11 protein-coding genes and 1 pseudogene are annotated in these 14973 nt (G+C 63.8%); 5 read left to right on the top strand and 7 right to left on the bottom strand.

What is annotated here, in order from left to right:
* Positions 1 to 4: 4 nt before the first annotated feature.
* From BMY69_RS11680 to BMY69_RS11665, 4 genes are read left to right on the top strand one after another with little or no spacing between them, the layout of a single operon-like run.
* Positions 5 to 1192: a glycosyltransferase gene (locus tag BMY69_RS11680; RefSeq protein WP_090178199.1), complete on the top strand. Its 1188-nt coding sequence runs from the start codon at positions 5 to 7 to the stop codon at positions 1190 to 1192.
* Positions 1192 to 3036, top strand: a complete 1845-nt coding sequence (gene asnB / locus BMY69_RS11675) for an asparagine synthase (glutamine-hydrolyzing) (protein ID WP_177191149.1) — start codon at positions 1192 to 1194, stop codon at positions 3034 to 3036. The genes BMY69_RS11680 and asnB overlap by 1 nt, the downstream gene beginning before the upstream one ends.
* Positions 3033 to 4121 (top strand): glycosyltransferase, encoded by a 1089-nt coding sequence (locus tag BMY69_RS11670; RefSeq protein ID WP_143070461.1) that lies wholly within the window; start codon positions 3033 to 3035, stop codon positions 4119 to 4121. The genes asnB and BMY69_RS11670 overlap by 4 nt, the downstream gene beginning before the upstream one ends.
* Complete coding sequence (locus tag BMY69_RS11665) at positions 4118 to 5038, top strand: lysylphosphatidylglycerol synthase domain-containing protein (protein WP_177191148.1); 921 nt, start codon at positions 4118 to 4120, stop codon at positions 5036 to 5038. Before BMY69_RS11670 ends, BMY69_RS11665 begins: the two co-directional genes overlap by 4 nt.
* Here the strand turns inward: BMY69_RS11665 and BMY69_RS11660 are convergent.
* The 7 genes and pseudogenes from BMY69_RS11660 to BMY69_RS11630 all read right to left on the bottom strand — a co-directional run bounded on the left by BMY69_RS11660 (position 5019) and on the right by BMY69_RS11630 (position 12630).
* The gene (locus tag BMY69_RS11660) at positions 5019 to 5783 is read right to left on the bottom strand and encodes a TylF/MycF/NovP-related O-methyltransferase (RefSeq protein WP_090178189.1); all 765 of its coding nucleotides are present in this window, start codon (positions 5781 to 5783) and stop codon (positions 5019 to 5021) included. The genes BMY69_RS11665 and BMY69_RS11660 overlap by 20 nt on opposite strands.
* A gap of 4 nt (positions 5784 to 5787) precedes the next feature.
* Positions 5788 to 6528: a class I SAM-dependent methyltransferase gene (locus tag BMY69_RS11655; protein ID WP_090178187.1), complete on the bottom strand. Its 741-nt coding sequence runs from the start codon at positions 6526 to 6528 to the stop codon at positions 5788 to 5790.
* 358 nt (positions 6529 to 6886) lie between these two features.
* Positions 6887 to 7348, bottom strand: a pseudogene (locus BMY69_RS19985) (class I SAM-dependent methyltransferase); the annotation flags it as partial.
* 63 nt (positions 7349 to 7411) lie between these two features.
* Entirely contained in the window at positions 7412 to 9340 is a 1929-nt protein-coding gene (locus tag BMY69_RS11645) for a hypothetical protein (protein WP_177191147.1), read from the bottom strand.
* On the bottom strand, positions 9337 to 11346 hold the full coding sequence (locus BMY69_RS11640; RefSeq protein WP_177191146.1) for a tetratricopeptide repeat protein: 2010 nt from the start codon (positions 11344 to 11346) through the stop codon (positions 9337 to 9339). The genes BMY69_RS11645 and BMY69_RS11640 overlap by 4 nt, the downstream gene beginning before the upstream one ends.
* A gap of 37 nt (positions 11347 to 11383) precedes the next feature.
* Positions 11384 to 11848 carry a pilin gene (locus BMY69_RS11635; RefSeq protein ID WP_090178178.1) on the bottom strand — a complete coding sequence of 155 codons (465 nt, stop codon included), beginning with the start codon at positions 11846 to 11848 and terminating at the stop codon, positions 11384 to 11386.
* Positions 11849 to 12186: 338 nt separating this feature from the next.
* Positions 12187 to 12630, bottom strand: a complete 444-nt coding sequence (locus tag BMY69_RS11630; RefSeq protein WP_090178175.1) for a pilin — start codon at positions 12628 to 12630, stop codon at positions 12187 to 12189.
* A gap of 205 nt (positions 12631 to 12835) precedes the next feature.
* Here BMY69_RS11630 and BMY69_RS11625 point away from each other — a divergent pair, with 205 nt between their 5' ends.
* Positions 12836 to 14926 (top strand): S9 family peptidase, encoded by a 2091-nt coding sequence (locus BMY69_RS11625; protein ID WP_090178172.1) that lies wholly within the window; start codon positions 12836 to 12838, stop codon positions 14924 to 14926.
* Positions 14927 to 14973: the final 47 nt, after the last annotated feature.

The following is a 14973-nucleotide window of genomic DNA, read 5'->3' as shown; positions in this document are numbered from 1 at the left end:
GCCGGTGAGTCTGACGATCCTCGCACTCACGACGTCTTATCCGCTTCGAGCGTCGAGCTGGGCGGGGATATTCATCGAACGGCTGTACGCGCGACTTCCCGCATCGCGCGTCGTGGTGGTCTGCCCCGCGGATGACCGGCCGACGGATCCGCGGCAGTCCGGCGTCGTGTCCGTCATCCCGGTCCGCTATGCACCGGCTAGTGCACAGAGACTCGCGCAACAGTCGGGTGGCGTTGCCCCGGGGCTGCGTCGGCATCCCTGGCGCGCCGCCTGGATTCCGCCGATGCTTGCGAGCCTGTGCTGGCGAGCCGTTCGCCAGGCACGCATGGCCGATCTGATCCATGCCAATTGGGCGATCTGCGGCGCTATGGCCGTCCTCGCCGGGCGCATTGCCCGTCGCCCGGTGGTCACGACGTTTCGTGGTGACGATGTCAAACGGGCCATGCGGTCGTCGCTCGACAGGCGGCTGCTCGACGTCGCCCTGGCAGGCAGCGACGCGGTGATCTGCGTGTCCGACGCGATGGCGGCCGACTTGCGTGCTTACTCGCCGATGCATGCCAGCAAGATCGGGGTCGTGCGAAATGGCGTAGACGAGGCTTTTCTCTCCGTCGTAAAGGTTCCAACGCCGCACGGGTTGGTGCGAGTCGGCGCTGTCGGCAGTCTGATTCACCGCAAAGCCTTCGACGTGCTGATTACCGCCATTGCCCAGATGAAAGAGCGAGCGAATGTGCATCTCACACTCGTCGGCCACGGGCCTGAACGCGAAAAGCTGGCCGGCCTCGCTGAAGCGCTTGGTATCGCGTCGAACATCACGTTCGCGGGCGAGCTTGCGCCATCGCGCATGCCTTCATTCTTCGCGAGCCTCGATCTGTTCGTATCGTCGAGTCGCTCCGAAGGGCGACCTAACGTCGTGATCGAAGCGGCCGCCGCGGCATTGCCCGTGATAAGTACGGACCTGCCCGGCGTGGTCGACCTCGTGATCCCCGGCGCAACGGGCTGGATCGTGCCGGTCGACGATCCTCCCGCGCTTGCTGCGGCGCTCGACGATGCCTGCCTGGACCCAACACGTCTGGAGCGCATGGGTGGTACCGCCAGGCAGCGCATGGAGCGCGATGGCGGATGGGCGCGTGCGGCCGGAGAGTACGCCGAAATCTTCCATCGCGTCGTCGACGCTCACCGAGGAGCTGGCTGATGTGCGGCCTTGCGTTTCTCCACGCGCCGGCGCTCGGCGAAGCGGAGCGGATGCTCCGCATAGGTGGCGCGCTGGACGACATGTCCCACCGCGGTCCCGACGCGCGAGCTGCGATCGCCGGCGAGACCTTCACGGCCGGACATCTTCGCCTTGCCATCGTCGACCTCGTCGGCGGTGCGCAACCCATGCGCGACCCCTCCGGCCGGTGGACCCTGGTGTTCAACGGCGAGATCTACAATTTTCGCGCACTGCGGGAATCCCTCGCCTCGCGATGGACATTCCGCGATGCAAGCGATACCGAGGTCCTGTTGGCCGGACTGGTTCTGGAGGGAGAGCGTTTCATCGAACGGCTGGATGGCATGTGGGCGTTCGTCCTGCATGACGCTGGCGATGGCTCCATGCTCGCGTCGAGAGACCGTTTCGGGAAAAAACCGCTCTACTATCGCGCGGAGGGTGGCAAGACAGCGTTCGCCTCCGAGTTGCCGTCGCTACGGCTCCTGCTCCCCGACATGCCGTGGCGCGAGAGCGACCCGGATGTCGCCGATTATTTCCGCTTCGGCTATACCATGCCGGGCCGGACTTGCTTCGTCGATACGCACGAGGTGCTTCCGGGCCACTGGATGAAGATCACGTCTGACGGGCGGCGTGACGAAATCCGTTACTGGAATCCGACTGGCGAGCCGCTGGCCATTGGCTTCGAGGAGGCGGCGGAGGAGGTCCGGGCGTTGCTCGCCACCGCCGTCGAATCGCGTCAGCTCGCCGCGGATGTCGAAGTTGGTGCATTCCTGTCCGGAGGAGTGGATTCCACGGTCGTCTGCGCGCTTGCGAAGCGGCTAGGCGCGGGGAACCTTCGGACGTTCACCGCGGGTTTTGGCGAATCGACCTACGACGAGCGCCCGTTCGCCGCACGCGCGGCCGCCGAACTCGGCACGCGCCATATTGCTGAGGAACTGCAATCCGCCGACGCCATGCCATTGGCTCGCACGCTCTCGCTTCGCATGGGCCAGCCTTTTGGCGACGCATCGCTTGTGCCATCCTCGTTGGTAGCGCGAGTCGCTGGGGCGCATGTCAAGGTCGTGCTGACAGGCGATGGTGGCGACGAGGTGTTTGGCGGCTATGCGCGGTACGCTGGGCGTCTGCTGCGCGATCGCTATCGGAAAGTTCCGGCGTTCCTCCGTCGCGGCATTGAAGAGGCGGTGCTTGCTTTCCCCGAGCCGTTCGCCCACCACAGTGGCAGTTTCCTCAAGCGGGCGCACCTCTTCGTCGCGCTTGCTCGCGAGCCGGCGGGCGCGTATTCCGCGCCGCCCGCCATCAGGGCGGCCATCCTTCAACGGTTGTCACCGCATCTTCCGGCAGGTCGCTCGGCCCCAGCGGCCCCGTGGCCTGAGCAGGGCGACGACGTCAGGCATATGATGCTTCGCGACTGGCTTACATGGATGCCTCAGGACATTCTTGCCAAGGTCGATCGAGCGACGATGGCGCATTCCGTCGAGGCGCGTAGCCCTTTCCTCGACAGGCGTCTCGTCGAGTTCGTGTTGCGTTTGCCCTGGCACTGGCATTTCGATGGACTGAAAGGTAAGCGCCTGCTGAAACGGGCCATGCGAGGTCACGCACCCGATTTCATATGGAGTCGCCGCAAGCAGGGCTTTGCGTCTCCCGTGGCGCACTGGCTTCGCGGCGGACTGGGCGATGAGATCGCGCAGATGCTGCCGCTCCTGGAAGGCAGCATGGTCGACCGCAGCGAGATTCACCGGTTGCTCGTCGAACACCGTGGCGGCGCCGTGGATCACTCGCAGCCTCTTTGGCTGGTTTACAGCTATCTGTTGTGGCGCGAGTCGCTTTGAGCAAGCCGTCGCTTAAACGGATCATGCTGGTGCTACCGGATCTTCGCTTCGGTGGCGCGCAACGCGTGATGCTCGAACTCGCGCGCCGGTTCCTCGCGCTCGGACTGAGCGTCCACATCGTCAATCTGTCGGGCTCCGGCGAACTTATCGCGGAAGTGCCGGAAGCCGCGCGGTATTGGGCGCCGAAGCGGACCACCGTCGATGCCAAGGCGTGGCTCGCGGTGACAAGCGCCTTCCGCCTGTGGCGGATGCTCCGTCGCGAACGGCCGGATGCGGTCCTCAGCACGATGACGGGCACGAACATCGTGACCCTGGCCGCCGCCCGGCTTGCGAGGTATGCAGGGACCGTCGTCGTTCGCGAGGCGGCGAGCACGCTCAACGCGAGCAAGATGATGAACTGGCTCATGCGGGTTTCGTACGGGCGTGCCGATCGGATCGTCACGGTGTCCGAAGGCGTTGCCGCGGATCTCGCTTTGCTCGGACTCCCACCGGATCGCTTGTTGGCGATCCCGAACCCGATCGACGCGAACCGCATCCTTGGCCTCGCGGGTAGTGAACCGGTGCCTGAGACGCGCCCTTACATCATCAGCGTCGGCCGTCTTACTGTGCAGAAAGATCATTCGACTTTGCTGGATGCGTACGCGAAGGCGGGCGCGCGGAAGAGTCACGATCTGGTGATCGTTGGCGGTGGTCCGGAATCAGAGCGACTGCGTGCGCAGGTTCTGGCAATGGGGCTGCAGCGGGCAGTCCATCTCACAGGTCCCCTCGAGAATCCGTATCCGTTGATGCGGCGGGCTGCTCTTTTCGTACTCTCATCAAGATGGGAAGGCTATCCCAACGTCCTGCTTGAGGCCGTTACCCTCGGGCTTCCCGTGGTGTCCACCGATTGCCGCTCGGGACCGTCCGAACTTCTTGCAGGGGGGCGTTTTGGGCGTCTCGCCGCAGCCGGCGACAGCGAGGCGCTGGCTCAGGCGATAGACGACGAGTTGGCGACTCCCTCTGAATGCGGCGAAGAACTGGTCCGTCGGCACGCTCCCGATGCGATCGCCGCCCGGTACATCACGGCGCTGGAAGGGAAGGCATGAAGCGGCTGCGTCTGCATTTCAGCGTGGGAGTGCGGCGTGCTGCCTACGCAGCGTTTCTTGTCGCTGTCGTCGCCGCGGCGTACTACTGGCGCGAGCCGCTTATGCGGGTCTGGCGCGAGCAGGCATGGACCATGGTGATGGCGACTGGGTTCATGGTGACGGCGATCGTGATTCAGGCCAGGAATTTCATCGCTTTTCTCGATTCCTCTGACGACGTATCCGTGTGGCCGCTCTCACGGGTTTGGGCGTTGACATCGCTCGCAAATTATCTGGGCCCGTTTCAGCCGGGCGTTGCTCTGCGCATAGCCTATCTTTCGCGTCATGGCGTTGGCTGGCGCGAAAGCTTGCTTGCGACGTGGCGACAACTCTGCACCAGTGGATGGATATCGCTGGCAGGGTGTGGGGTGGGCTTATTGACGCTGACGGCTCCATACGCGCGGCTCGCTGGGGGGACATGCATCGTCGTATTCGTCTTAGTTCCTATGTTGCGCAGCATGCTGCGCCGAAGCATCGGCTCCGCGGCGAGGCCGCGCTGGCTCGTGGGGAAACGCGATCTGCTCATCGATGCGATCAGCGGTATCGGCCTGGCCGGCATCGTTGGCGTCGTCATGCAGTATCTCGTTGGCACAGCGCTGCTGTGGTTCGTGTATCGCGCCTACGGTGCGCCGATTCACCCAGGGCACGCACTGCTTCTGGCGTGCATGGTTTATGTCTCCTCGCTCGTGGCTTTGCTGCCTGGGAACCTGGGCGTCCTCGATGCCATTTATGTATTCGGGGGGCAAGGCGTCGGGCTTTCGTTGCCGGAGTCGGCCGCGATGGCACTCATGCTTCGTTGCGCGCAGGTCATCGCCGCGGCGGGCCTTGCACTTGCGGGGCCACCGCCAGTCCGCGCCGCGTCTAATCCGCCTGGCGAGTGATGATTCCCTGCCCGGTGGGAAGTTCGAGAATGTCGATGCCATGCGCCCTTGCGAACTCGTCGGCGGCGCGGCGAGCGCCCGGGCAGGTCATGAGGCCGTAGTCGTCCATGACGATCGTGCCGCCAGTCACGAGGCGCGGATAGAAGAACTCGATGCTGTCGCGCGTCGGCTGATAGAGGTCCACGTCGATATGCACGACGCGGAAGCGACGATGGCTTACCTCGGCAAACCGCGTCGGGATCCAACCCTTGAAGTACTCGACATTCGTGAAGGACTCGAGCGTATGCCGCACCACGGACTCGCTGGCACTGAGGTCGCCCTCTGCCCACGGCATGATCTGGTCGTCGTCCGCATTATCACCAGCCCCGGGGCGGGAGATGCCCTCGAACGAGTCGAACAGGCACAACGTTCCGGAGGTCGACGCCTGGGCCATGAAATACGCGGTGGCACCCTGGTAGCAGCCGCATTCGGCGAGGTCGCCGGTTAGCCTGTTGCTCAGTCGTACGTATTCGCGCAATGTCCACTTTCTGTCCTGCGAGAACGCGTTGCCTGGCGAAAGTCGCTGGTAGTCGGCGAGGAACTCGCGATCCTGGCGCCAGTACTTGTAATCGTCGCTCAGGGGGAAGTCGCCGAAAAGGCCTGCGGCGATACGCGCAAGTTCCTGGCGCGCACGACGGCGCTGCGCAGGCTTGCCGGTCACAAGCCAACGGATGCCGCGGCCAAAACGCGTGAATTTGCCTAGCATGTGGTTACCTTGTTCGCGGAACGAGCGTGAAGATGAGGGAGCTGCTGCCGACGATTCGCGCAAGGACGCGGCGTCTGGATTCCCCAAGGCGCAGCCCGAAGACTTCGTTGCCCGAATAGAAAACGCCCGTCGATACGACGCTGCGAACACTCCATCCGGAATCAACAAATCGACGATGCCATCCTGCGCGCCTGAAAAGGCCGTGCTCGCTCAAGAGCGTGCCGTGTTCGCCATGTCGCGGCGAGAGAAACGCTAGCCGCACCAACGAAGCCGCCTTTCGCGCCCGACTTCGCGATTTTCCCAGGTTCTCGCGCAGCGCCGCGCGACCAGGGGTTCCCACGTGCCGCAGCGAGAGCAGAGCTTTTAGCGCATAGATCGGATGGCCCAGGGTCGTCCAGGTCCGCCAGACGCCGCTTGGCACGCAATGAACCGCGAAGCCACCAGGCCGAAGCACGCGCGCGAGCTCCTGCTGGACGCGATCGAACGCCTCGACGTGCTCCAGGACGTTCGAAGAGTAGATCGCGTCGAACGACTGGTCGGGAAAGGGCAAGGATAGCCCGTCATACAGGGTGACGGGGTACGCCGGGTTGGGACCGATGCGCGACGCATCGACGTCGACGGCGGTCATCCGGAATCCCAGGTCGGCGAGCGCGCGGGACTGCCAGCCGTCGCCGGCGCCTAGCTCCAGCACGTCGGTCGCCGAGGAAAGGAGCCGTATGGCCGGCGCCAGTTCGACCTCGCGCATTCGATGGGTGAACTCACTAGCCACGCTTCGCGCCCTGCTGACGGAGCACGAATTCGCTGCAGCCCCATCCCCTCGTCAGCGTCTCGTTCTCCAGCGAGAAACCGCGCGGTGTCAGCGCCGAATGCACGGCCGCCGGGCTCGCCACTTCGAAGGGATATCCACCCAGCCAGTCGCGCCAGTCGTGGATGAGCGACATGCCGCGTCGTCTCGCGTAGTTCCGTGCGTGGGTACCCGGCATGTTGCCCTGGCGCAGGTCTAGCGCCAAGGCATAAAGCGCGAAGAGGGGATAGAAGGCTGTCTTGACCAGCGCGCGACCGATCGAGCCGCTGCAGTAAGCTCGCTTTATGTGCCACCACAACCGTGAGCGCCATCCCTGATCGTTGTAAAGCGCGACGAGGAATTGGCCGCCATCCGCGACTCGGCTAGCAGCAAGGTCGATCGCACGCCACATGTCGCCCGTATGATGCAACACGCCCCACGCGTAAACGATGTCGTACGACCCAAGGGTAGCCATGAAGGGTGCATCGAGCACCGACCCTCGCATGACCTCCCAGCGCTCGGAGCCTGCTGCGAACCGGTCCCGAAGCTCGCGCGTGCATTCGACGGACATCGCATCGTAGTCGAACGACGTAACCGAGGCTCCGAGTCGATGCATGGCGAGGCTCGATAAGCCGCTGCCCGAGCCAATGTCCAGCACTCTCAGGCCTGCGAGATTGTCGCGACCCAGTGATATCTTGATGGCGCGCTCCGACTCCTCGATTCGCCGCTCGTCGAGCAGCGCGAGGAAGGATCGCCAGTTGTTGCCGAACTCGAAACGCATGTCGTTACCTTGTCCTGCCTCGCGCACCCATCTGCGACCCTCGGCCCGATTCTGCTAGTGCCGTCATTCGGTCAATTTCGTCTGCTTCGCATCGAGCTGGCGGTCGAGTTCGTCGATCGTGCTCTGCAGGCGTCCGCCGAAATTGAGAGCCGCGACATCCGCGATGGCTCGTCGTGCCGCCACAGGATCGCCATCATCGATGAGCATTCTAGCCAGTGTGATGCGGTACGCTGGCTCGGCTGGTGCGGCTGCGATGGCTTCGCGCGTCACGCGCTCGGCGAGTTCGCGGTCCTGCAGCATGTTCCAGGCGAAGTCCCCATAGGCGCCCAGCAGCCGGCCCGACGGTTCCGGGTGAGACAGCGCGGCCTGATAAGCGTCCATGAGACGCTCGGCGGGAAAGTCGCATTGTCCGTTCTGCAGGCATTGCGTGAGTGAAATGAGCGAGCTCTCGTCCTCGACCCTTGCACGACGCTTGCGCAGCACGTCGGTCATCCCGAGCCACCACCTATCGTCGATCGGCCGACCGAGCCGGGCATTGAAGAAGACCAGTGCCTGCAGAGGAAGGATGGAGGCGTCGGGAAGTGCCGCGGCACGCTCGAGCGGTGCGTAGGCCAGAGGCGTGAAGGGCGAGTCGGCCTTGTAACGCGAGTAAATGATGTATGTGCGGCCAAGCTCGTACTGTGCGCGCGGAGAATCCGGAGCGCGCCAGGCGAGTTCGGCCGCCATCTTCAATGGGTCTCCCCAGCTGATCGACGTCAGCAGCGTCTGTCCCGCGTAGAACACGGCCAGCAGGCCGATGACGAGAATTCCGAGCCGGTATGGCACGACACCATCGGTCGATGATTCGGTCCCGACGCGGAATAGGGAGACCAGCGCGATCAGAAGGCCCCCGCTGGCGAAGTAATTCCGGTGCTCGTACACCAGTTCGAGCGGGAGGACTGTCGCCGTCAGCAACTGTGCGCCCAGGAAGAGAGCGATGCCGGCCGCATAGGTCGGGTTCCGCCGTCGCATCAGGAAAGCGCTGACGGCGACGGCCAGCAGAAAGGCCAGGCTCGCCAGCGTCGTCCAGGGGCTGAGCAGGCCCGTGGAGACCGAAAAGTCGTCGTGGTAGAAGGACAGTGCCCGAGGCGTGGGTATCAGCGACCAGACCAGGTAATCGACCACTACGCGCGCTTCCGTCAGCAAGCGCGTGCCCAGCGTGAAGTCGCGGTGCGCCCAGCTTTCCGTTGCGAAGATCTTGGGCGACAGCCAGCACGCGCCCGCGACCAGTGGGAGCACGAGTACGACCAGGAACAGCGCATCGATGCGGCGGTCTTTGACCCCTGCCCGCGGGCGGATGACCAGGTACTCGATCGTGGCCGCGTAGAGCGGAAGCATCACGGCGGTCTCTTTGGCGAGAGAGCCAATGGCAACCCCCGACAGCAGGCTCAGCCAGGCGGCTACCAGGCCACCTCGGCCTTCCATCATCCGCCGGCGCGCCACCAGGTAGCCGAGCAGCCCGGACAGCACGAACAGGTTCGCAAGGCTCTCCATGCGTTGCACGATGTAGAGCACGGCCGTGAGATTGATCGGTAGGACAAGCCACGCGGCCGTTACGAGGAGTGCCGCGAGATGTGAGCCGTCCCGTCGACCTGCCGGCCAGGCGAATTGCCAGAGCCGCTCCACCACGAAGTAGAGAAGGACGCCGTTGGCCAGATGGAGGAGCAGGTTCGTCAGCTTGAACCAGAACGGCGACAACCCCGAAGCGAGGAAGTTGGCCGCGAACGTCAGTGACGAAAGTGGACGTTTGAAGTCGCTCGACGGGGACGACAGGGCGGCTGCCGTCAATTCCGCGAGGCTGACGGCGCCAGGCTGTACGGCCTTGTTGTCCACGATGTTCGGGTGATCATCGAAGAAAAACGATCCGGACAGCCCGGGCGAGTAGATCGCGGCCGCGATCAGAAGAGCGATGGCGAGAGCGAGGTAGGGACGGTATCGGCTGATCGGCATCATTGGGCGGTCCGGGGGCTGCCCGCCATGATATCCGACCGCAGGGTCGCATCGAGACGGGCGATCTCTCGTTCCCAGTAACCCTGCCGGCGCAGTACCCAGGCATGAAGCGTGGGCATGCGGAATCCTGCATACCCCTGGTTGCTCTTGTGCGAGGCGTAGTATGCGAGTTGGGCTCGGCCCTCTTTCGGGAATCCAGCCGACCCTAGTGCCGCGGCCTGGGTCAGCGCCAGCGCAGGATTCGGCTCTTTCAGAGTCGCCTGTATGAAGTACCCTGACGCACGCTCGACGTTCCCTCCCGCCAGGGCGATCTGTCCACGTACGTGCAGAAGATCCTGTACGCGCCCCACGGCCAGCCTCGGATTTTCCGCTCCGGCGCGCGCGAGATTGTCCAGTGCCTCGAGCGTCAGACCCGTGCAAGCGCCCGCTTTCGCCGCGTCGATTGCGCGGAAGAACCATGATGAAAGGAGGCTTCCCGTATCCACCGATTCCCTGAGCGAGATGTTGGCCGCATCGAGGGTCGTTGCGGGTACGGCGCCGGTCGCACACTGCGCGGAGAGGAGGTTCAGCGAAATCTGTGCCTGATGGGGGTAGCGCGTCAGAAGCGGAGTGAGCCGGGCGATGGCGAGATCCGGCCGGTGTCGTTCGACCTCAGTCTGCGCGGCGAGGACCTGGGCCCTAGGCGATTCCGGATTCAGCCGGGCCCAGACGAGGGCCTGACTGGAGCCGTTACCCCAGAGGCTGGCGTTGGCGAATGTCATGGCACCCAGTGCCACGACGATGACCGCGGCGAGCGCGAAGCGCCATCGGGCCGGCACGCCGGGCGCAGGAGCCGGACGCGTCAGCCAGAGCGCGATCGGCCAGAACAGGAGCATCGCCGGAAGATAGTTGCGATGCTCGAAGTAGAGTTCCAGGGGAACGGTCGTGGATTCGAGTGCGTGCCCGGCGAAAAAGAAGAGAATCCCCATGGCGAGCGCGGGACGCGAACGGCGAAGCCACCAGGCGGTCGTGCCGAGAGCCGCAAGGCCGGCGATCGCGGGCAGCGTTGTCCACGGTGCCCATGGTGAAGTCGAAATCGGCCATGCGTCGTTGAATACGCCCGAGGTGAACGGTGTCGGCATCCACAGCAGGCGCAGGTATTCCCAGACAACCCGGGGTTCCGTCAGCAGCCGCTGCGCGAGGGTCCAATCACGATACGGGATACCGTGCATGGCGTTCGAAATGCCCTGCGAAACGAGATACAGACCGGTCAGCGCGCTGGGGACGACCGCTACGCACGTGAGGAGCAGCCGGCGACCATGAACGTGCCCGGTGCCGCGATTCGGCAGGCAGCATTCCACGGTCAGGATGAGTAGCGGTAGGAGAAGCCCGTTGGCTTTCGCGAGCGTTCCGATAAGCGTAACCGCTGCGATCGCCGTTGCCGTCCACCAGGCGGCCGCGACCCGACCGACGTCCAGCAAGTGCCTTGTTCGCAACCAGAGGTGCAGGCCCAGCAGCGTGGTCGTCGCAGACAGCATGGCTTCGCGCTGCACGATGTAAAGGGTCGTGGAAACGAAGAGCGGGTGGATCAGCCACAGCGTGGCGCCGAGCGCAGCGGCCGACTCGATATGAAACGGCCGGTAACGGCCCTCGAACAGGATGCGGCCAAGACGGCGCAGTAGCAGGGCGAGCAGTGCACCGTTGAGGAGGTGCAGGATCAGATTGGTGCGTTTGAATGGGTATGGATCAGCCGGCCAGTCGTGTGCGTCGACAAGAAACGTAAGCAGGGAAACCGGGCGCCCTGTCGGATCTGCGGTACCTGAAGTGATGTACCGGGCAAATGCCGCTGCGTTGTCGATTGGGCCGGTATCGCCAAGGGAGGGAAGGTTTGCGTAATCGTCAAAGAGAAATGGCCCATGCAGGCCTGGCAGGTACACAAGCGTGGCTGCGACGATCGAAATGATCGTGACGAACCAGAACGACTCCGATCGCGCATAAAAAGAAAGGTCGCCGGAGCGACCCTTCTTCAAGTACGTGACGGCATAAAGCCATCGCGTGAACGGCATATTAGCGGCAGCTGGACGGCAAATACTTCGGAGCGACCGGAGTGGTTGCGCCCTTACGGCAGCTCCATGCGATGCTGCCCGCGCCCGTGATCGGAGAGAGCTCGAGAGTCGCGCCGCTAAGGTTCTTATTCGCCTTCTTACCAAACGTACCGGTACCGCCGTACGTCACCGTGATGACGCCGTTCTGGCCGACCTGCACCTTCTGAGCGTAGCTGCCACCGATGCTGGCTGCGGCCGCGAGGCCGACGGACGCGTTGCTGTCGGCGGCTTGCGGCATCGTACCGCGGTTGGTGTAGTACTCAGCGACAGCCGTCTTCGCGCCGTCGGCCAGGCTCAGACCTTCGGTGACCTGCGAGCGAATGGTGTAGTCCTGGTAAGCCGGGATGGCGATGGCGGCGAGGATCGCGATGATCGCGACCACGATCATCAGTTCGATGAGCGTGAAGCCCTTCTGGATATTCTTCATGGAAATTCCTCAGTTCTGCTTGTGTTGAGACCAACCGAAAAAGTGATGCCCCCTGAGCCCTAGCCCCTTCCCCCGCGAAGCGGGTTTCGGCACTCCCTCACTTACTTTTGGTCAGGAACGACCAGGAAGCTCGCCACGAGACCTGCACCTTACGTGCCATTCCCCTCGCGACCGGTGTATTGCCGCATATTCGCCGGTGCCGGGATTGTGCATCGGATCACGATTGACGATCAACAGGAAGAATTCACGTTTTTCAGCGGGTTACGCGAACTAGTGAAGTGACGTTGCGGGTCATGATGTGACGAAATTTGTCAGTACGCCTGTCTATTTGCGGTCGCTCAGGCCGTGCGACAGTTCGATGGCAGATACTTTTGGCTCATCGTCGTCCCGCCCTTGCACCGCCACATGATGGAGCCGCCGCTGGTAACCGGAGACAGGAGCAGGCTGGCGTTGCGAACGTTTGAATTTGCCTTCGGCTTGTTGAACGCGATGGTTACGAGCCCGTCGGTAACAGTAACCGACGAGACATACGAGCCATTGATGCTAGCGGCGCTGGCCAGGCCCGCCGACAGATTCGTGGGAGGCAATCGTCCTTTGTCGGCGACGAAATCCCATATCGCCGTCTTCGCCCCGGTGCTGAGGCTGAGGCCCTCGGAGACCTGCGACCGGATCGTATAATCCTGGTAAGCGGGAATCGCGATCGCCGCCAGGATGGCGATGATTGCCACGACAATCATCAGTTCGATGAGAGTAAAGCCCCTGGCTCGTTGTATCGTTCGCATGGTGGTGGGTTCGTAACGGGATGTGTCCGAGTGTGAGCACGTTCCGTACCAGCCGCCACAAGGTTCTGCGATATGGCCGTCCAAACGTGATTGCAGTCACTCTTTCGGACCAGGTCGCGCCGCGAGACATCGCATTGGAGCCGCTTGCGCTCCCACCCGCCACCCCTTACCGTCCCTCCCTGCATTCCCAGGGAGCTCCAACACCATGAAACCCCTCTTCGCCGCGCTGGCCCTCGCGCTGGCGGCCGGTCCCGTTATGGCCGCCGACGCCGACAGCGCCGCTTCGCATCCGTTCTCCATCCGCGACCTGGTCATGATGGATCGCGTGAGCGATCCACAGCTCTCGCCGGACGGGCGTTACGCGCTGTTCTCGGTGCGCGCCACGGATTACGCGGCGAACAAGGGTGTCACGTCGCTCTATGTTCTTGACCTCAATAAGCCGCCGCAGCCCGTCAAGATCGTCGAGAAGGGTTCGTCGGCGCGTTGGGCGCCAGATGGCAAGTCGATCTATTACGTCGCGGCGAAGGACGGCACCGCGCAGGTCTGGCATCGCGCGTTCGACGCCGATGCATCGGGCAAGGGCCTGTCGCTGACCGTCCGTACCGGAGAGGCGGTGACCGACGGCCCGCTCGACGTCAACGCGTTCAAGCTCTCGCCCGACGGCTCGAAACTGCTGCTCACGTACGACGTCTTCACCGACTGCGCCGACCTGGCCTGCACGAAGGAGCGGCTGGATGGCCGCGAGAAGGACAAGGCCTCCGGCACGGTGTACGACAAGCTCTTCGTCCGCCATTGGGATACGTGGAGCGACGGCCGCCGCGCGCAGCTCTACATCGCCGACGCCACGGCCGCCTCGCAGCCGCTGCTGCTGAGCCGCGGCATCGACGGCGACGTCCCGAGCAAGCCGTTCGGTGGCGACGACGAGTTCTCGTTCTCGCCGGACGGCCGGACGGTGTACTTCGACGCGCGCATCGCCGGTAAGACCGAACCGTGGTCGACCAATTTCGACATCTTCAGCGTGCCGGCCGACGGATCGGCCGAGCCGAAGAACCTCACCGCCGACAATCTGGCGTGGGACGCGAACCCGCTCGTGTCGCCGGACGGCAAAACGCTCTTCTATACGGCGATGAAGGAGCCCGGCTCGGAAGCCGACCGCTTCGCCATCATGGCCATGGATATCGCCACGGGTGCGAAGCGCGAAGTCGACCCGTCGTGGGACCGTTCCGCGGGCGCGCTGCAGGTGTCGGCCGATGGCAAGACGCTCTACACGACCACCGACGACAATGGCCAGCATCCGCTGTTCGCCATCGACGTAGCGACCGGCAAGGCCACGATGCTGGTGACCGACGGTTCGGTGGGTGCTTTCTCCGCCGGTAGCAAGACGTTCCTGCTTTCGCGTGACGATCTGAAGCGACCGGCCGATCTCTACACCGCCGACCTGAAGGGCAAGGGCCTGAAGCAGGTCACGCACTTCAATGCGAAGCGCCTCAAGGGCGCGCAGGTCGGCGACTTCGAGTTCTTCACCTTCAAGGGCTGGAACAACGAGACGGTGCAGGGTTACGTCGTGAAGCCGGTCGGCTTCAAGCGTGGCAAGACCTATCCGGTGGCGTTCATCATCCATGGTGGCCCGCAGGGCGCGATGACGAACAGCTGGAGCTATCGCTGGAACGCGCAGACGTACGCGGGGCAGGGCTTCGCGGTGGTCACCGTCAACTTCCACGGTTCCACCGGCTACGGCCAGGCGTTCACCGAATCCATCTCGGGCGACTGGGGCGGCAAGCCGCTGGAAGACCTCAAGGCGGGCTGGAGCGACGCGCTGTCGAAGTACAAGTTCCTCGATGGCAACCGGGCGTGCGCGCTCGGCGCGAGCTACGGCGGCTACATGGTCTACTGGATGGCCGGCAACTGGAACCAGCCGTGGAAGTGCTTCGTCGACCACGACGGCGTCTTCGACGCGCGCGCCATGTACTACGATACCGACGAACTCTGGTTCGAGGAAAAGGAAAACGGCGGCACGCAGTACGACCATCCGGAAAACTACGAGCGCTTCAATCCGGTCAACCACGTCAAGGACTGGCGCGTGCCGATGCTCGTCATCCACGGCGGCAAGGACTTCCGCATCCCGGACACGCAGGGCCTGGGCGCCTTCACCGCCCTGCAGCGTCGCGGCATCCCCAGCAAGCTCCTGCACTTCCCCGACGAAAACCACTGGGTGCTGAAGCCGCAGAACAGCGTGCAGTGGCATGAAACGGTGAACGCGTGGCTGAAGGAGTGGACGGCGCCTGGCGCCAAGTAAGCCGCAAGACGAAATGGCCGCGCGATGCGGCCATTTCGTTTTCCAGG

Source organism: Luteibacter sp. UNC138MFCol5.1 (assembly GCF_900110505.1).
Lineage (GTDB): Bacteria > Pseudomonadota > Gammaproteobacteria > Xanthomonadales > Rhodanobacteraceae > Luteibacter.
This window is presented reverse-complemented; position numbering and strand designations above follow the sequence as displayed.